This window comes from Vibrio sp. Y29_XK_CS5, from assembly GCF_024181835.1.
In the GTDB taxonomy this organism is placed as follows: Bacteria; Pseudomonadota; Gammaproteobacteria; order Enterobacterales; family Vibrionaceae; genus Vibrio; species Vibrio harveyi.
This window is the reverse complement of sequence record NZ_JAMZAM010000005.1, coordinates 282,292-300,873: the sequence shown is the minus strand read 5'-3', so window position 1 is coordinate 300,873 and position 18,582 is coordinate 282,292. Positions and strand designations below refer to the sequence as shown.

Genomic DNA, 18,582 nt, shown 5'->3' with positions numbered 1-18,582 from the left:
TCAGGCCAAGGCACCGACTTTGCACTATCGTCTGATGACGACTCCTGTGCGTCGATGCCTTTCGACTCCAAGCGTTGTAGAGTTAGGCGTTGTATAGAGATGCAGCTAGCGTACTCAATCGCTGATGCTTCTCAGAGTCCACCTCAGACGCGTCACCAACAGAAAGTAAATCTTCGATAAAACACGCCAATGCCCTCGCCTCGATTGCTCTGATGGCTGCTTGCTGCTCGCCCGATAAATATCCGTAAATGCTCGCCGCGCCAAAGTCACCAAAAATCATCTGCCCTTGCGCGTTAACCAATGTGTTGTGAGCGTATAGATCACCATGACACACCTTGTTGTCATGCAGATGATTAAACACATCTACCATCTGCTCTACAATCAGTTCAATTTGAGTCATCGTCAACTTGAACCCTTCTGGGAAGGTGTCTCTAGTACAAGTTTCAAGAGTTGGTGGCAAACCCAAGTTGTAGTAGCTGTTTGGTATCAGCTCCATCACTAGAGCAAGCTCGGTACCGTCATCCACTTGCGCGATAGATTTGACCAAGTTGTCATGATGACCAGCTTGTAAGCATGCTTCAAGTTCATCATGAGGGAAACCATCACTGGTGACCTCGCCCTTGAACACTTTCACCGCCACTTCACTCGGGAAGTCATATTGAGCGTCAGTCCAGTTCGCGTGAGAAATCACACCACTCGCACCTTGACCAAGAACATGGTTAAGCGAGTAACTGCTTGTGGTCACTTTAGGCACACTGTCTAGCGAAGATGGATGCTTGCAGAATGGGTTACCTGCGAAAGCCAACCACGCCAATTTAGGCAGCTTCATCAATACATCCGGGAAGTACTCTAACTGGTTCGCAGATAAACGAATCAATTCCAAGTTGACCAAGTTTTCCATGCTGTTTGGCAGTTGTTTGATGCGATTGCCCGCCAGAGCAAGCTTTCTTAGGCGCGACCTTTCACCCAGACTGTTTGGAAGAACTTCAATCTCATTGTCTGTCAGGATCAGCCAGCGTAACTGAGTTGGTAGTGACGCTTCACTTACCTCTTTAATTTTGTTGGTTTTAAACCCAACCATCTCTAGGCTTGGAAGCTTTCCCAACACCTCTGGTAAGTGCGTGAACAGGTTGTTCGAAGCAAAAATGATTTTTAGCTTGGTAAGCTTTTCTAATTCTTGTGGTAATTCAGACAGCGCATTGCCAGATAAATCTAATACTTCAAGCGTGTCTGCAAGCTCTAAAATTTCCATAGGAAACTCTGTCAGCCCTTCCGCCAACTTTAGTTGTTTAATTCCTACTAATTGTCCTGTTTTTAATTGTTCTAGAGTCTGCAAAACCAAGCCTTCTGATTGAATAGAAATAAGCGGCGTAGTTTACGTGGCTTGAGGCAGAAAGGCGAGCCATGGAATATCGTCTTATTAAAGAAACCCATTGTGCTTATGATAGAGCATCAGGAATAACCGAATCTGATGCTCTGAAACCCAGCCTTTTTATCTGGGTTTAATGGCGTTACACTACGCGCCCTTTTTAACGGCAAGGTCGCGTGGTTGGACACGTCAGCAGTAGCATGAAACTCTCTGAAAGCCCGATAACTCAACATAACTTTAATGGTCACACGTTTTTTCTTAAGCGTGATGACATGCTGCATTCTCACTTTTCTGGGAACAAAGCACGTAAATTTATGGCGTTGATGGAAACACAGAACAGCGATACCAAAACGCTCATCAGCTACGGCTCAGCTCAATCCAATGCGATGTATTCTCTTGCCGCTCTGGCGCAAATCAAAGGCTGGAACTTCGAGTTCTATGTTCAACATATTCCGTCTTGGCTTAAAGACTCCCCTATCGGCAACTATCGAGGTGCGCTTGATTTAGGTATGAGCATCACCGCGATGCAAGACCTTGGTTCAACACTGCATCCAACCGAATACATCGAGCAAGTACGAGGCTTGGACGATACGACCTTGGTCGTCCCGGAAGGTGGTAAAGCGAAGATTGCCGAAGCTGGGGTAAAACAACTAGCGAGAGAGCTGCTTGATTGGACACGCCTTGAAGGCAGAAAACAGTTTGTAGTGGCGTTACCATCGGGAACCGGAACCACCGCACTGTACTTAAGTAAACACTTAAAACCTCATGGAATCGAGGTCGTGACCTGTGCTTGTGTGGGTGATGCGCACTACCTCACTGAGCAATTCAACACGCTAGAAACCGAAAATCACCCCACTATTCTCTCAGTACGCGATAAACATCATTTCGGTCGTTTATATCAAAGCGATTACGAGACGTGGAATGCGCTCTACGATCAAACCAACCTAGAATTCGATCTACTGTATGACCCTTACATGTGGCAATGCCTACAGCCGTGGTTGGCAGAGAATGAAGATAAGACGCTGATTTATATCCACCAAGGTGGGTTACTTGGCAACGAATCGATGTTGCCAAGGTATCAACGAGAATTTGAATAAACGAAGTAGCGTTACTTAATAAGCGCTAGGATAGATTTGAACTCTGGCGCTCTGCAATCTTCTACCATTTCATACAAGCACATCTCTACGCTCGTCAGGCCGACTCCGTTTGCGGTTAACTTTGCTAGTGCCAGTGCTTTGTTTGCCGCTGTTCGCGAAGAGACACAATCGGTCACTAGCTCCACTTTGAAGCCCATTTGACGCAGCGATACCGCCGTTTGATATACGCAAATATGCGCTTCGATACCACAAACTAACCACGTATCAATATTGGCGTTTTCTACTGCAAGTTTGAATGTTGGTTCTTTCACACCATCAAAAGTGTACTTTGCGATCGGCAAGTGCGCCTTATCCAACACCTCTCGGATCGGTTCTACTGTTGGTCCCAAACGTTCCGGATTTTGCTCAAGCCAAACAATCGGTAAATTCAGAGCTTTCGCGCCTTTGACTAATTTGGTGGTGCTTTCAATCAAGGCTTCACTTTCGTGCATCAAGGTTGCGAGTTTACCTTGTACATCGACAACAATAAGACCAGTTGTATTTTTCGATAGCATTCTTATCTCCTTTGCGGGCTTGAAGCGCCTTTCTTTGTTGCTCCAAGCTTTCGAACATAATCAATGTATACCCAAGTAACCTCGAAATGCTAGGTTCAGCGAGAATGACTTGGTTTGTAGACGCGGCGGCGATTTAAAGATCTAGGGTCTGTTGACCTTTTGAGCTGATTTTTGCAGCAGTTTGTGGGTTCTTTATACAAGGCAGAGGCTTTGAAATGTAGTTGCCCTACCTGATAAGCCGATAACGCAGTAGAAAGGAGCCACAAACGCAGCCCGAAGGGTTCGGCTAAAAGCGTTTTACTCTTTGTTGAGAGGATTTTGCTTAGAATAACTAGGCTACAAACCTCTCGCCGCGATTAAAACGCTTTTATCTCGAACAAAATTTAACCGCAAAAGGTCAACAGACCCTAGTAATTCTAAATCAAGAATCGGTATCTCCGCCGTCAAGCAAAGTGACAAAGTGACTGTCTGCTCACGCTATTTGAATTTTTCTCTAAACAAATCAATCAATGCCTTTACCTTATTGGGTAAGAACAAATTAGAAGGATAAATCAGTGTCAAATGCTGCTTAGGATGGGTAAATTCCGGCAAAACCTCGACCAGCTTGCCGTCCTCCAGCGCTGGCTTTGAATGCACCTGTGGAATAAAGGCGATGCCATTACCAGCAATCGCCATTAGACGTAGCAAATTTAAATCGTCCGATCTCACAGCGACATGAAGTTCAGGGTCTAACAAATCGGCGTTGTAGCGATTTGTTAGCAAACGGTGATGCTTTAAATCTTCCATACTTTGCAGCGGTGTATGCGCTTCAAGGTAAGCTTGAGATGCAACGAAGTGGCTACGATATGGCAACAAGCTGAATTGAACGTAACTGTCATCAGACACTTTGGCCACACTCGGTAGGAGTTGTAGATCGAACGCTTGGCGCTTGAGATCCACACTCTCTTGATGGTTTTCAATCTCAACCGACATTTCAGGATAACGCGTGGTGTACTCGTTTATAATCCAGTTGAATGCTGCCGAGCTCATCAAGGCGGATGGAATCGCGACACGCACTTTCCCCGTCAACTCTTGTTGATATTCATGCATGACATTCAAGCCTTGCTGAATATGTTCTATCGGTTGCCCAACCAATTCAAACAAACGCTTACCATGTTCGGTTAACTCTATCGTTCGTGTTGTACGGATCAATAATGGGCAGCCTAAGGCTTTCTCTAATTCCTGCAAGCGACGGCTTACTTTTGAGCGCTGCAATTGATTTGCCTGCGCTGCCGCGCTAATGCCACCGTGCACCACGGTTTGGCTAAACAAGTGAAGATCATCAAAGCTTACGTTCATTGTCCTACTTTTAGGTCACTCATGCACTTATTGCCATTCTACTGAACTGTGACCAACTTCTCTATAATCCTTTGTCTTATTTGCTTGTTAGCCCCATAAATTCAGGTATCAGTTATGACAGCGGATCATAAATTCAAACACTGGATGCGAACACTTATTGTCCTGTTCATTGTACTATTTTTCTACATTATTATTGCCGACCGCCACGCACCTATCACCACCGAAGGTCGAGTGCAGGGTTATGTGGTGCAAGTTGCACCTGAAGTCTCAGGAAAAGTGACCGACGTACTGATTGAAAATAACCAGTCAGTTCACCAAGGTGATGTCCTATTCAAGATTGACGATAGAAAATACAAGATTGCTCTAGAGCAAGCCAAGCTGTCTCTACAATCGGCATATGAAAAAGAAGCGACCCTTTACTCTCAACGTGAAGCTGCGCAAGCAAACATTGCGCGCGCCGAAGCGACTTATAACAACGCTCATCGTGAGTACACACGATTACAAAAGCTATCTAAACAAAAGGTGATTTCACAGTCCACGCTAGACAACGCTTACGCGCAAAACCAAGTCTCTCGCGCGGCACTTAAAGCCGAGCAACAAAACCTGAAAGTGATTGAAGCGCAACTGGGGGATAAAAAAGGGCAAAGCACTGCGGTACGTATTGCCCAAAATGGCATTGAAAAAGCCCAGCTCGATCTTGCCAATACGGCAGTCATGGCACCAAGCGACGGCGTTGTAACGAACCTACAGTTAGAAGTAGGTACCATGGCAAACACCAATATGCCAATGCTGACATTTGTCCCAACTGGTTCTATGTGGGTTGCAGCAGATTTTCGAGAAAAATCCGTCGCAGGAGTTGATAAAAACTATCACGCAATGGTGGCGTTCGATGCCAATCCAGGCTCAGTATACGATTTCGATTTATCCAGCCGTGATTATGGTGTCGCTGCGGCGCAACAAACGCCGAACGGTGCACTGACCAAAGTAGAAGTAAACAATCGTTGGGTACGTGATGCGCAGCGCACTCGCGTTAATTTGACCAGCCAAGAGGCGCTTCCTTCATCGTTATTCGTCGGTTCACGTGCCACCATTGTGCTTTACCCAGACAACAGTCCATTCTGGGAACTGATGGCACAAGCACAGATCCACCTCGCAAGCTGGTTCCACTTTATCTATTAGGTGGCAGTGATGAAGACACTACGTATTTGGTTTGGCTGCTCAATGGGATTGGCATTGAGCATGATCTTTGGTTGGTCTTACGGCTTTTTTGCCATCATGCTGCCATTGTTCGTTCTTGGACGCATGGACCACTTCAGCTTACCCTTAGTTTTGATGGTCTTCTTCTCCGCAATTTGGACCACAGTACAAGCGACCTTTATTCTTGAATACCTTCAGTTTCATCCCTTACTAATGTTTGCTGCGGTGGGCATTATGATGTTGTTTAAGTGCGTTGCAATGATGAACCCAAAGACGTATTTATTTGGCTACATGGGGTTATTGGTTGGCTCGATTGTTCTGAACTTTGCTAGCTACGATTTTATGGATATTGAAGAGTTCAACGTCAATCTTTGGGTGATCTCTTTCAGTAACATCTTCGTCTGTGCTCTCGCTTATTGGTTATTCCCAGAGCCAGAGTCGAAGATCTTGCAAACAGAAATGACCACGCCAGTAAAAAGCGATATCGACTACATCAGCCAAGTTGCTATGGGTTGGGTGGTAGCGATGGCGGCATTTTTGGTGTTCCAAATAGGTGATTTGTATGACTCGCTTTCGGCGCAGGCTTCGATCCTCATCATCCTAACGCCAATGACACTGGCAGGCTCAATGGCCATGGCGAAAATCCGTATCATCGGTACAGCGCTAGGTTGTATCGCGGGTATGGCGGTGCAGTTAATCTTGGGCAGTTGGTTTGGCTACGGTCTGCTGTTTTGGCTGGCGTTTACTATTGCAATGGGACCTTTCTGCTTGTGGCTGACTAAAGGTCAGGTCAAAGCAGCTATCGCCTTCTCGGCAATGTCGGCGTTATCTGTACCACTCACCACTTCCTTAGTGCCAGAACAGAAAGACGCATTCTTCTCCATCTTGTACCGTTTTAGCTCTATCTTTGTTGCGGTATTGCTGACTGCCATGGTGATGTGGGTAGTACACCATTGGATTCGAGTGATGTTATTGAAGCATCCTGAGGTGAAGAACGTGGAGTTGAATTAAGCCTTGTCTGAGGCGGAAAACGAAGTATGCCGCTCACTTTACTGTGAGCGGCATTCGAGCTTTATATCCCGTAATGCTTAACTAAGGTTACGCGCTTAAGACTGAAGTGAGCTCATCAAACTCAACAGCGATTGTCGCTGTTCATTGGGAAGTGCTGCAAATAACGCTGCCATTTCACCAAAAAACTCTGGCCCCATTGCGGCAACCAGCGCGAGTCCTTGTTTTGACAACGATATTTTAACTGAGCGCTTATCAACTAAATCATGTTTTCGGACGACAAGCTCTTTTGCTTCTAAGCGCTCCAATCGGTTTGATAGTGCGCCTGAAGATGGCAATAATGTCTGCTCTTTGAGTGCTTTTGCCGTCAGCTCATAAGGCTCGCCAGAACGGTATAATGTCGCTAAAACATCAAACTCCGACGGGTTTAGTCCATGCTTCTTGCAAAAGTGGCTTCTGGTGTCAGAAAGTGAAGTACCAAACCGAACAAACAATGTCACAAGTTCAATAACATTTCCGTCCAACTCTTGGTTTATCGATAGCCACTGTTCTGCAACTTGCTTGCTCGTCATGCTCAAAATAATGAATCCGTGTAATAACGCTCTATACCATTCTACTCTTGCTGCTTATCACCACTGTGCCATACACGGCGATGCTGCTTTTTAAAAACAAGCTTTGCATCGAAGTAGAGAACTTCAAGAATAAGACCGAACGTAAATAGTACCATTACTGAAATTGCGAAAACATCTACGAAAAAGCCTATTAGGGTTTTAATTACTGCTTTTACCAAATCCAACACCTTCATCACCTCTTATTTCACTCATGCTTTTACTCCTTTCTCTTGCCTGACGTCCGCATGATCTGATTTTAGATTCAGCAGATCAGAGAAAAGATCAATTAAGGTGACTTTAACCTCATTTTATGTTTAAGTAAATTATGTTTACTTAAACATAATTTACTTAAAACTGGATCGAGGCAACGCATGAAAATCATCTTGGCAATCTTAGCGCCCTTACTTTGGGGAACGACTTACGCCGTCGTTTCATCAGAGTTTGTGGGTTGGTCACCTTTTGCACTAGCAGTATGGAGAGCCCTACCTGCTGGCTTCATCCTATTGATTTTAAAGCCAACTATGCCCAAGTTATCAGAGCTCCCTGCTCTACTTTTAATTGGCTTCCTTAATATTGCGTTGTTTTTTGGTTTGTTATTCGCTGCAGCACTGCGACTGCCTAGTACTTTGGTTGGAGTAGGCATGATCGCTTTGCCTGTTGTGAGCTTGGCAATCATGGGGATCGCGCATCAAATCAAACCCTCCATGATCCAATTGATGTCGGCAATGGTGCTATTGGCGTGTTCCGCTTATCTATTCTTAACCAGCCGCGCACCCATCAGCCTATCAGCGGTATTACTCTTGGTTGGTGCCATGAGTGCATTGATTGCAGGAAGTGTTGTTGCTAAACACGTGATGAAGAAAATCCATTGGTGGAAGTTACTGACATGGAAGCTCATCTTTGGCGGCATCATTTTATTGCCTCTCGCCTATTGGGACGTTTTTTCGGGGGGAATCATCACGGTTCCTTTATTGCCAGAGAACTTAGAACAATGGCTGGCGATGGGTTGGATTGTCATCGGGTTAACCTCAGTGGCCTACGGAGCTTATGTCTATACCATCCCTTTAATTACCACTAATGAGCTCAGCTTCTTTGGCACCTTTAACCCGATTCTGGCGATGATCTTAGGCGTCACGCTCATGGGAGATTCCCTGACTCACGTACAGATTGGTGTGATGACATTAATGGTCGTCTGCAACTTGATCGCCCAGTTCTTTGAATACAGGAAGAAGCTCCCTACTGAGCAGGAAGTAATCAATTATTAACCTCTGGTGTCGTTAACATTGTGCGTAAAGAAAAAACCAAGCACTCAGTCTTGGTTTTCTCGTATCCTTAACTATCGATACAAAAATTAATCAGCAATCTCGTTACGGATGATTTGCGCCCCTAAACTCAGTGCATTCAGCTTTGCAGTTGAAACTTCACGAGGTAAAGGTGCCATGCCACAGTTAGTACAAGGATAGAGTTTATCGGCATCGACATACTTAAGTGCTTCTCGTAATGTATTTGCTACTTCTTCTGGCGTTTCAATCTCGTTGGTTGCCACATCAATTGCACCAACCATCACTTTCTTGCCACGGATCAGTTCAAGTAGTTCGATAGGCACGCGCGAGTTGTGACACTCAAGCGAGATAATATCGATATTGGACTTTTGTAGCTTCGGGAAAACCTCTTCGTACTGTCGCCACTCAGTGCCTAAAGTTTTCTTCCAATCCGTGTTGGCTTTGATGCCGTAGCCATAGCAGATATGCACTGCCGTTTCGCATTTTAGTCCTTCGATAGCGCGCTCTAAGCAAGCAATACCCCAGTCATTCACGTCATCAAAAAAGACATTAAATGCCGGCTCATCAAATTGGATAATGTCGACACCTGCCGCCTCAAGCTCTTTTGCTTCTTGATTAAGGATCTTGGCAAACTCCCATGCTAATTTTTCACGGCTTCCATAGTGAGCGTCGTAAAGCGTATCGATCATCGTCATTGGTCCCGGCAGCGCCCATTTGATCGGTTGTTTGGTTTGCTGACGCAAGAACTTCGCATCTTCCACAAACACGGGTTTGGTTCGACTTACTGGACCTACAACCGTCGGCACGCTCGCATCATAGCGGTTACGGATGGTCACAGTTTTTCGGTTCTCAAAGTCTACGCCACTAAGGTGTTCAATAAATGTCGTCACAAAGTGTTGGCGAGTTTGCTCTCCGTCACTAACAATATCGACGCCTGCTAATTCTTGCTCTTGTAAAGAGACACGCAGCGCATCGCGTTTACCATCAATGAGTTCCTCGCCTTGCAGTTTCCATGGTGACCAAAGCGTTTCAGGCTCTGCAAGCCAAGATGGCTTAGGTAAGCTGCCTGCTGTTGAAGTCGGTAATAGTGTTTTCATCGTCATTCCCTTTCAAATTCTAAATTGATTACGCGTAAGCGGCAGACCATTGCTCAAGGATTGATTGATAAGGTTTAATGAAATGCTCCTCAGCAAATTTCCCTTGTTCAATTGCAAGCTGGCTGCGCTCTTCGCGGTCATAAACGATTTGGGTCAACGAGTGATCGAGGTTCTTCAAGTTTGGCTGGTAACACTGCCCTGCGACCGCGTTCGCATTGTAAATCTCTGGTCGATAAATCTTTTGGAACGTCTCCATGGTACTGATGGTACTGATCAGCTCTAGGTTCGAATAGTCATTCAAAAGGTCACCGAAGAAGTAGAACGCCAACGGCGCGACACAGTTTGGCGGCATAAAGTAGCGCACTTGCAAGCCCATCTTTTTGAAGTACTGCTCGGTTAGTGACGATTCATTTGGCTGGTATTCAAAACCTAGAACCGGATGCTGGTTTTCCGTGCGGCGGTACACTTTATTGTCCGATACACTCAAGCAAATCACTGGCGACTTCTGGAAATGTTGTTGGTACGATTCTGATTTCACAAAGGCTTTAAACAGCTTGCCATGCAGTTCACCAAAACCTGCTGGGATACTGAATTTCGGCTGGTCTTTATTGTGGTCCAACAGTAAAACACTAAAGTCATAGTCACGCACATAAGAAGAGAAGTTGTTGCCCACAATCCCCTCGATACGTTCGTTGGTTTTGCGGTCAACAATGTTGGTTTTAAGCACTTCGATGGAAGGGAATGCTTCACCACTGCCTTGGATATCCATATCAACCGAGATGATTTCTAATTCCACACAATAGCGATCGCCAGTCGGGTTATCCCAATGTGCCAATGCATTAAAGCGGTTGTCGATCATTCGTAGTGCATTACGTAGGTTGTCTTGACGACTGCTTCCACGAGCCAAGTTTGCAAAGTTAGTGGTGATACGAGTGCTGTCTGACGGTTGGTAGTTCTCATCAAAACGAATGCTTTTGATAGCAAAGGTGAAATCGTTATTCATGGTGACTTGGTATCCTATTTCCTTAGATAAACGCTGACTGATTACTCGCTCTGTTCTTGGGGGTGGTTTTGTTTTTTGATTATCCCAATCGTCAGTTTGTGCAGCGTTCTACCTTGAAGGATTCGGACTAAAAACAGCTGTACAGTGCCTGACACCAGAGCAGTCTGTTTTTTATACTTGCTTCATTGCGTGAAGAACATTGGTATTACTTCACGTTGAACATGAAAGAAATTCATGGCTTAGACAAAACCAGCTAACAAAGCGAATGAAAGTAATTATAAAAACTTACGTCCATACTTAATATCTTGCGATTCCCTCATCTTTATAATTCTTCTCATTCAAATAAGAACCATCAGAAAAATACAGAGAAGGAACACAATGGATATTTATCAAGAAAGTATCAGCTTTTTAGGTAACGGCGCGGATTTTGATGAAAACGGATTATTTCAGTGCGAGTTATCATCGGATACGAATAACCATGATGACGCACTTTTCTTAACCGTATTTAAGAACGAAGCCACCATTAACTTACACATGTCTCTCACCAGCCCTGTGGAGTTACCAACCCCTCTTCCAGAAAAGATTGCCATCGCGATTGGCGAACACGCACTTGAACCTTTCCGTGGTGGTTTTGGTATCGGTCTAATGCCTGATAGCCGAAGATTAACTATCTACAAGGTTATTTCTCTCTCAAACAAACCTCAAGATTATGTGCAGAACACTTTTCAGCAACTGTTAGAAAGAATGGAGCAATGGCACCATTTTATTGAGCAAGCGGATAACGCAGAGACAATCCCAGAAACACTTCCTGCTGGGATCTTTATTTAATCTCTACTGCGAATTCCCCTATTTAAAATACGAGTTTAATGTATGTCTACAATTCAAATTAATAGCCAGCATCGAGGTAACTTAGACCTCGCAGATATTCAAAATATCAAAACTAACGCCAAAGAAGGCGATACCGTTAAATTTGGTTCTGTATTTGGTAAAGAGTACAGCGTAACTAAAAATAGCGATGGTGACGTTACTCTAAAACAAAAAGAGAATCGCAGTTTTTTTAATCGTTTCTTTAGTAAAGCCGATTCTTCAAAAAACGGTGATTTAAAGCTGAATCAGATGAATCAGCAACTGCATAAAAAAGAAGGCAGCGGCAACGTTAAGGTCTTAACTTTGACCTATAACCAAGCAAACCAAAAGATGCCGGAAGACACAAAGAACTACTTCCAAAACCTGATTCAAAAAGGCGACTATGATGTAGTCTTGTTTGCGGAACAAGAGTCTAAATTGCTTGCTAACGATCTTGAGCTTGATGGTATGAACCTTCTGAGTCAAAACAAAATGAAAGTTATGACGAAAGGTCTTGGTGAAGGTGTTAGCTATACTTCAATGTCTGTTTTTGCAAAAGACGGCGTTGATATTAATGTCAAAAAAGAGTCTGAATACCGTCACGGTATCGGTGGTCGAAACATGGAATTCTTCATGGGTATCACTGGTAACAAGGGTGGCGTAAAAACGGCTTTGGAGATCAATGGTCAAGCCTTAAACGTCATTTCTGCACACTTGGACTCTAACAAAGAAGTCAAACGTGAATTCGAAGGTAACAAGTTGATGGAGGGGATCAAACCGAACGAAGAGGTTCTGATCACTGGTGACCTAAATGAGCGTGAAAAGCGTATCGCTGAAGGTTCTGACGTAATGTACGATCCTGTCGCACACGATGATACGCACCTAGCCAAGCACGGTTTTAAGTTCAAACCACTTAATAGCCACACCTACATGCAACTTGATAAGCACACTGGCAACATTAAACAGAAAGAAGGTCGCGACCGTCCTGACTTCGGTGAGCTCGATAATACTGGCTTAACCAACAAAACAGGCAACTTACAAAACCATGAAACCAGTGTTATCACAGAAGGTTTTGAGAATGTCAGTGACCATAAGCCAGTACAGTCTACTTTTGAAGTAAGAGGCTTTTCTCAAAAGCTGATTGAAAACGCACAAACACATACAGCAGCAGACTTCAAAAATGAAGCAGCGTACCTAAAGCCTGGTACTGATCCGGCAAAAGCGACGTTTGATGATGTGACCTCAGCGAACCAAGCTCGTCTTGGTTTAGAAAACTTGAGTAGTGATGAACAAGCGTTTGTAAAAGAGAACTTCGCTAGCTTTATCATCGGCAAAGATGCCATCTTTAGCCAGCTAACAAGTGGCTTTATGGAAGAGATGGGTCAGCTTCACACAGCTAACCTGACCACAGGTCAACTACAGACTCAACAAATTGCATTGAGCGAGAAATACGAACAGCTAAGTGACAAAGTAAACGCTCAGTTTAACCAGCAGTTCGTTGCTAACCTTTAAGACAGACGTAACCAGAATACCTATTTGTGAATCTATCTAGATGAATAGGAATGATGAATACAAAAGGTGATCGTAAGGTCACCTTTTTGCGTTTTAGGACAGAGCCAATCCCGCCTCCCACTTCCCCGCAAGACCGATTAACTGCGGCTTTCTACGGTTGAACCGGATCGAGCAATAGTGATTCACGAATCTGCTTTTCTTTGAAACTCGATAAGATAAACATCATCAGATAACCAAGACACAAAGCGACAATGATGGCGACGACATTGTGGGTAAATGCGGATATCACGTAGAACATAACAACTAAGGTCACGATACCTGACAAGCGAATAAACAAGCTGGTTTTGAAATAACCATTCGCTTTGATATACGCAAGTTGATAAGCGTTGAGCATCATGAAAATAAAGAAGATAGAAAAATGAAACAGCACTGGTACTGCACCCATATATTCCGGCGGGAAAAGCCCTGCGACAATGTTTGAACCAAACAGCAGCATCGTCGTGAAGAAAACAGCGCTGACAATAAACGACAGTTTAAACACCCAACGTCGTATCAACTGAATCTCTTGGTATTCCCCGTTACGGATTTTGACCGACAGCTCTGGCAATACGAACCGGTAGATAGGGAAAACAAACAACATGGTCATATACGTAAATACTGGGCGAACTACCACCTGAAAGTCCCCCAGCTCATCGACACTAAAGTAACGAATCGTCAGTAACACCGCGATGTAGATCATCAGAATGCTGGCACCCGCCTCAAGCGTAGCTGTAAAACTCTTCTTCACATAACCAAACATGTCCGGATCTAAACGTACCGGTTTAATTGGGAGAGTAGAAATCACTTTGCGGCGGCTGATGTACATGTACAAAGCGGTAATGAGTGAAGAAATGGTCAACCCATAAAACAATGCCGTTAGTGCGCTGTATCCAGCAACATAATAGGCGAACAAAAACAGAAGAACATTGAGTGAAGGGTCAAGCCAAGTCGTACGGTTAGTAATATCGTACAGGCGGTACATCGCGACGAGGTTCGTAAAGTACAGTTTAAGTCCAAGACCAAAGATTATCCCGACTAACTGAAGATACTCCACTCCGATACTAAGGCTGTGTTTGATATAGGGAATCACACCTCCCCAAGTAATCAAAACAACCAAAATCAGAGTGAATCGAAAGATATTGATAATATCCGTGTCATTCTGAGTTTGAGAATAAGTAACGACCATAGAAGATCGAAACCCAGTCATTAGAATCATAGAAAGCGAGATGATATCAACCACACTGTGAAATAGGGCTAGGTCGGTTTTCGGCACCCAAGCAGCAAGCCAGATTTTGAATGTAAATCCAATGCCTATACTGACTAAGGTCGCCCATATTCCAGAAAGAAACGCATTCTTTACTTTGGTCACTGATTCTGACTGCATTCCAGATACTGATGTCCATTTAACTGAGACCTTTCATGCTATTGAAAGTAATTCTCATTTACAAGCAAGTTTTATATGACCAAACAAAGGTTGCAGAAATACGACCTACTTAACTTCTCAACCGTAGAAAGCCCTTCAAACAAAGGGCTGAACAGAAAACATTCGATCCATATACCTAAACCAATCTCACTGAATCCTGCGCCTTGAGGTCACTTGGGTATATATCAATCACACATTACTGCGGATTCTTTCTTTGGCAAAGGTATAAGCGCATGCCAACTTGATTGATGTCCAGCCGTGAGATTGACCCCCACTGAATTTGACCCGTAATCTCACTTGATCCCCACCATGAGACCAAGACAAGGTGTTTTGAATTAAAGAAGGAGTATCTCGATGCACCTGAACTTTGGTAATCGAAAAGTCATGTTCTAGCACTGCATACTTGTTGTCCGCATAATAGACCACAACCACCAGCGCACTACCCAACAACGCTTTAGTGCCTTTAATGAGCTTTTGTGGCTCATTTTCTACCGCGTTAGCGAGTTGTTTACCAATATTGCCCGAGAGGCATTCCAACGTCCTACTTCGTCCTGCATCATCATTAATGAACGTTTCTTTAAGCACCTCAAGCGTGCCGTTGAGCTCTTCTTGTCTGAGGTCGAAATAAGTGTTCCCCAAAATTTGCCCAATACCCGGGTTTTTACAGTTAATGGTATTGGTCGCCTTAGCAATTGCCTTCAGAGAGATAGGTTCCGTTACGTACTTATCTCCTACTCGTAGCACTAACTCAATATCGGCAGTGTTTAGGCGGTTGTCCAAATACGCATCAGGCACTAGCTCGATAGAATCGATCTTAAAGTCACCATGCTTTTCTTTCAAAAACGCGCTTAAACCATCCACTGCACCAACAGAAGTCGCTCGTATCCCTTCGAACTCTGTAGCAGTAATATCCGGTGAATATTTCGCGAACATCTCAATAAACGCATGGTTATCAAGCTGGATGACATTTGGGTTTACCTTGAGAAGCTGAGCATAAAAAATAGCTTCGGAGCACTTGCCGATTGCGTTGGAATTCGCTTTCCCACCTTCAGGTTTATGTGTAACAGACAAAGCATCGTTAAACTGCTGCAAAGATCGCGCATTATCCTGAGCGATCTTATTCTCAGCTTTAGGTGTTGCGTAGCTGGTCGCTAGCTTGATCGCAGAGTCAGGACCACTTTCAAACTTAAATCGGATCAACAGCGTAATATTGTCGGCAGTAATGCCAACGGAATTCGAGCCAACCTTGGATATGCTGACGTTTTTTATCTCGTGAACATCAATTTTAAATTCTTCAACATCCTTTAGCCTTTCGCCATCATACTGAGTGATAACATTGAAGGAGTCAGTCATAAATAAGGAGTTAAATGCCTTTTCGATGGTTTCAGACGCTTGGTTATATTCATCCAGAAACAAGCCAAAGCATTTCTCTCTCAGCTCATAAAGAAGCTTACTGCGAAACTCTTCAAGTTCTTGCGTGAACTTAGGACAAGACTCTTTTAGTAAACGCTTCAATTCACGTTCTGTCGCCTCATTAGATACATCACCCACTATGCGATTGGCACTATCGAGTAAAAACTGACGGTAAACCTTAGCAAAGTAATCATTGAATTCACTCTGAAGGGAAGCTGATCCAAAGTATTTTGCAATAAAGCTTTTTGCTCCTAAATTCTTTGGCTGTATCACTCTTTTAGGCCTTATTTTGAACAGGTTGACACAAACAACGTCTCCATTAGCTAGATGCAAGGTTAGATCAGGAGCGACATTTGAGTTGTCAGCCTCAAATTTGTTCGTGACTTGAGAGATGTTACTTTGCTGCTCAATGATAAATCGCGCAGTCCCCGAAGCAATCCCATCTGCTTTCGGAAGCGTTTTCGCCTGTAAATAGTGCTGGATTTCAGAAGTAACCGCTTGAACGTGGAGATCTCCACTTTTTCTTGGCGTTGGGTTTGGCATAAGTTTATCCGCTATGAATGTCATATCACGCTAGCATGAAACGTAGATTCGACAATGGCACATTAGCGCAATCTCAGCAACTAGAAGAGTTTAACTAACAGATTGATAAGCTTATTTAAAAACCTAGCTCACGCTTTTTTTCGCTCAATATTCAATAAAAAAGCGCATCTCAGACAAACATCCAAGTGCGCTTTCATCAACAACAGTCAAGTATCAACGCTTAAGTGAACGATAGACACCGAAGGACAATCTCTAATCCGGTTTGCGGTCTGAAATCACCTTACCATCTTTAATCGTAATGATGCGTTTAGTACGCTCTGCCAAAGCGTTGTCGTGTGTGACGATGATGAGGGTTCGACCTTCTGCATGAAGTTGGTTGAACAAGGCTTCAATCTCTGCACCTGATTTGGAATCCAAAGCACCAGTTGGTTCATCGGCAAGGATAATTTGCGGGTCATTAACCAAAGCTCGTGCAATCGCAACCCTTTGTTTTTGACCACCTGAAAGCTGGTTCGGCTTGTGATCGAGTCGATCCCCTAGCCCCACTTGTTCTAACAATTTTGCGGCACGTTGGCGACGCTCTTTAGCTTTGATACCCGAATACACAAGCGGTAATGCGACATTATCTAGAGCCGTTGCGTATTCAAGCAAATTAAAGCTCTGAAACACAAAACCAATCTTTTGATTGCGAATCCCTGCTAGAGCATTAGCAGTTAAGCTTGCAACATTTTGACCACCCAAAACGTATTCACCATCCGTCGGTTTGTCCAGGCAACCAAGCATATTCATCAGCGTCGATTTGCCAGAGCCAGATGGTCCAAGAATAGAAAGAAACTCTCCTTGGTTGATGGCTAAGTCAACGCCGTCTAGTGCACGTACTTCGACCTCACCACTCGCGTAGTACTTACAAATATTAGTCAGCTCGACAAGCGGCTTGTTCACCATTCTTTCTCCAGAATTATTATTATTCACTTTGTAGTGCCTCCAGCGGACTCACTTTGGCTGCCCGATTGGCAGGTAACCAAGCTGACGCGACGCCGATAAACACCAAGGTAGAGATCACTATCGCAACCACAGTCCACGAAAGTTCTGGAACCGGTTTACCGAGATCCTCATAGAAGACATTCCCTTCTAGATTGATGGCACTGATTGCGGAAATGAGACTGTAGGTAACACCGAGCCCCAACGCACCTCCCATCATCATGGTCATTAACGATTGAACTAAGTAATGCAGACGGATCGCCGTTGGCGTTGCCCCTACCGCCATACGAACTCCAATATCTCGGGTAGAGCGTTTTACAGTCGCGTACATCACGTTCGCGATCCCAACACCAGCCACAGCTAGCGTGACAAAACCAATAATGCCAAGAAAGCTTTGCAAACCAATCAGGAACTGCTGCATGCTCTTTTGTTGCATGAACATATCTTCCACTTGTACGACTTGTTCATCACTGACACTGGCTCCATGTTTACGCGCAATCACTTGGCGAATGGTTTCAGCCAACCTCTTGCGGTCGGTCTCCGATTTTGGCTCAACATTAATACCACCAATATCACCATTTGCATGAAAACGTTGCCAAGTCGCAAGCGGAACAAAGCTCGAATAATTGATGTCATCGCCTTGCTCAACGCGTCCACTGTTTTTGGCAAGTACCCCGACCACAGTAAACTCTTCGCTACCAATTTTAACCTTTTTACCAACCGGATCGGCTTGCAAGGTAACAGCAGCAAACCAATTAAAATCATCAACTGGGTTGAACAAATCCGCAGCTAATGAATAACCGAGCACAACCACTTTGCGCATCTGTTTTTGATCAAGTGGATTCAACCATCGCCCGCCGGGTAAAGGCTTCAGATTAGTCATTGATGCGTAATCCGTTGGAACCGCGAGCGGCTTTTGCCATGATCCTCGGTTTCCTGCCGTGATGTTTTCATTCCATTTCGCGCTGGGTGCTACACTGGCTACTTCAGGTAATGCCTTGATGACTTTAGCGTCATCTATCTTAAGCGTAAGAAATTTACCTTGATGAAAAGCGCCATGATCAACCGTCGCAATCCCCCCAGTCAGATAGATCAGATTACCATTGCCATTTTGCGCCGTTTTCAGCACGCCCTGTCGAATTCCCTCACCAACAGCCAGCATGGCAGCGATACAAAGCGTTGCCCATGCCACCGCCAAAATCGTTAAGCCTAAACGCAACTTTTCTGCTGACATCTCTTGGAAGATTTGTCTCATTGGTAACAGCATG

Annotated in this window: 17 protein-coding genes; 6 read left to right on the top strand and 11 right to left on the bottom strand. The window is 44.4% G+C overall.

Going from position 1 to position 18,582, the window contains the following annotated elements; genetic code table 11:
• Positions 1–82: 82 nt before the first annotated feature.
• On the bottom strand, positions 83–1,336 hold the full coding sequence (locus NL647_RS20075) for a leucine-rich repeat-containing protein kinase family protein (RefSeq protein WP_253650602.1): 1,254 nt from the start codon (positions 1,334–1,336) through the stop codon (positions 83–85).
• Positions 1,337–1,569: 233 nt separating this feature from the next.
• On the opposite strand from NL647_RS20075, the gene NL647_RS20070 reads away from it, so the two are divergent.
• On the top strand, positions 1,570–2,466 hold the full coding sequence (locus NL647_RS20070) for a 1-aminocyclopropane-1-carboxylate deaminase/D-cysteine desulfhydrase (RefSeq protein WP_005444968.1): 897 nt from the start codon (positions 1,570–1,572) through the stop codon (positions 2,464–2,466).
• An 11-nt stretch (positions 2,467–2,477) separates the two neighbouring features.
• Here the strand turns inward: NL647_RS20070 and NL647_RS20065 are convergent, their stop codons facing one another.
• Both NL647_RS20065 and NL647_RS20060 read right to left on the bottom strand, forming a co-directional pair.
• Positions 2,478–3,020, bottom strand: coding sequence for an isochorismatase family protein (locus NL647_RS20065; protein WP_005444966.1), 543 nt, complete (start codon positions 3,018–3,020; stop codon positions 2,478–2,480).
• Positions 3,021–3,497: 477 nt separating this feature from the next.
• Entirely contained in the window at positions 3,498–4,358 is an 861-nt protein-coding gene (locus NL647_RS20060; protein ID WP_045489503.1) for a LysR family transcriptional regulator, read from the bottom strand.
• 114 nt (positions 4,359–4,472) lie between these two features.
• Here NL647_RS20060 and NL647_RS20055 point away from each other — a divergent pair, with 114 nt between their 5' ends.
• Both NL647_RS20055 and NL647_RS20050 read left to right on the top strand, forming a co-directional pair.
• Positions 4,473–5,537, top strand: a complete 1,065-nt coding sequence (locus NL647_RS20055) for an HlyD family secretion protein (RefSeq protein WP_005444962.1) — start codon at positions 4,473–4,475, stop codon at positions 5,535–5,537.
• A 9-nt stretch (positions 5,538–5,546) separates the two neighbouring features.
• A complete protein-coding gene (locus NL647_RS20050) occupies positions 5,547–6,566 on the top strand; it encodes a DUF2955 domain-containing protein (RefSeq protein WP_005444960.1) in 1,020 nt (339 codons plus the stop codon).
• 95 nt (positions 6,567–6,661) lie between these two features.
• Here NL647_RS20050 and NL647_RS20045 read toward each other — a convergent pair whose 3' ends face one another.
• A complete protein-coding gene (locus NL647_RS20045) occupies positions 6,662–7,135 on the bottom strand; it encodes a MarR family winged helix-turn-helix transcriptional regulator (RefSeq protein WP_187992825.1) in 474 nt (157 codons plus the stop codon).
• A 41-nt stretch (positions 7,136–7,176) separates the two neighbouring features.
• Positions 7,177–7,362 carry a hypothetical protein gene (locus NL647_RS20040; RefSeq protein WP_226982064.1) on the bottom strand — a complete coding sequence of 62 codons (186 nt, stop codon included), beginning with the start codon at positions 7,360–7,362 and terminating at the stop codon, positions 7,177–7,179.
• 183 nt (positions 7,363–7,545) lie between these two features.
• Between NL647_RS20040 and NL647_RS20035 the strand changes: the two genes are divergently transcribed.
• Positions 7,546–8,439 carry a DMT family transporter gene (locus NL647_RS20035; protein WP_045489511.1) on the top strand — a complete coding sequence of 298 codons (894 nt, stop codon included), beginning with the start codon at positions 7,546–7,548 and terminating at the stop codon, positions 8,437–8,439.
• 86 nt (positions 8,440–8,525) lie between these two features.
• Here the strand turns inward: NL647_RS20035 and NL647_RS20030 are convergent, their stop codons facing one another.
• Both NL647_RS20030 and NL647_RS20025 read right to left on the bottom strand, forming a co-directional pair.
• Positions 8,526–9,554, bottom strand: a complete 1,029-nt coding sequence (locus NL647_RS20030; RefSeq protein WP_005444948.1) for a methionine synthase — start codon at positions 9,552–9,554, stop codon at positions 8,526–8,528.
• Positions 9,555–9,582: 28 nt separating this feature from the next.
• On the bottom strand, positions 9,583–10,557 hold the full coding sequence (locus tag NL647_RS20025; RefSeq protein WP_253650601.1) for a DUF1852 domain-containing protein: 975 nt from the start codon (positions 10,555–10,557) through the stop codon (positions 9,583–9,585).
• Between the two features lie 378 nt (positions 10,558–10,935).
• Here NL647_RS20025 and ati1 point away from each other — a divergent pair, with 378 nt between their 5' ends.
• Both ati1 and ati2 read left to right on the top strand, forming a co-directional pair.
• Positions 10,936–11,385 (top strand): Ati1 family type III secretion system chaperone, encoded by a 450-nt coding sequence (gene ati1, locus NL647_RS20020; RefSeq protein ID WP_005444944.1) that lies wholly within the window; start codon positions 10,936–10,938, stop codon positions 11,383–11,385.
• 42 nt (positions 11,386–11,427) lie between these two features.
• Positions 11,428–12,915 carry a T3SS effector inositol phosphatase Ati2 gene (ati2, locus tag NL647_RS20015; RefSeq protein ID WP_253650600.1) on the top strand — a complete coding sequence of 496 codons (1,488 nt, stop codon included), beginning with the start codon at positions 11,428–11,430 and terminating at the stop codon, positions 12,913–12,915.
• Between the two features lie 151 nt (positions 12,916–13,066).
• Here the strand turns inward: ati2 and NL647_RS20010 are convergent, their stop codons facing one another.
• From NL647_RS20010 to NL647_RS19995, 4 genes are all read right to left on the bottom strand, one after another.
• Positions 13,067–14,338 (bottom strand): membrane protein, encoded by a 1,272-nt coding sequence (locus NL647_RS20010; RefSeq protein WP_038898644.1) that lies wholly within the window; start codon positions 14,336–14,338, stop codon positions 13,067–13,069.
• A gap of 228 nt (positions 14,339–14,566) precedes the next feature.
• Positions 14,567–16,333 (bottom strand): hypothetical protein, encoded by a 1,767-nt coding sequence (locus NL647_RS20005; RefSeq protein ID WP_253650599.1) that lies wholly within the window; start codon positions 16,331–16,333, stop codon positions 14,567–14,569.
• Between the two features lie 252 nt (positions 16,334–16,585).
• Positions 16,586–17,278 (bottom strand): ABC transporter ATP-binding protein, encoded by a 693-nt coding sequence (locus tag NL647_RS20000; protein WP_045489523.1) that lies wholly within the window; start codon positions 17,276–17,278, stop codon positions 16,586–16,588.
• A 19-nt stretch (positions 17,279–17,297) separates the two neighbouring features.
• On the bottom strand, positions 17,298–18,581 hold the full coding sequence (locus NL647_RS19995; RefSeq protein WP_038898646.1) for an ABC transporter permease: 1,284 nt from the start codon (positions 18,579–18,581) through the stop codon (positions 17,298–17,300).
• Between the last annotated feature and the right edge of the window lies 1 nt (position 18,582).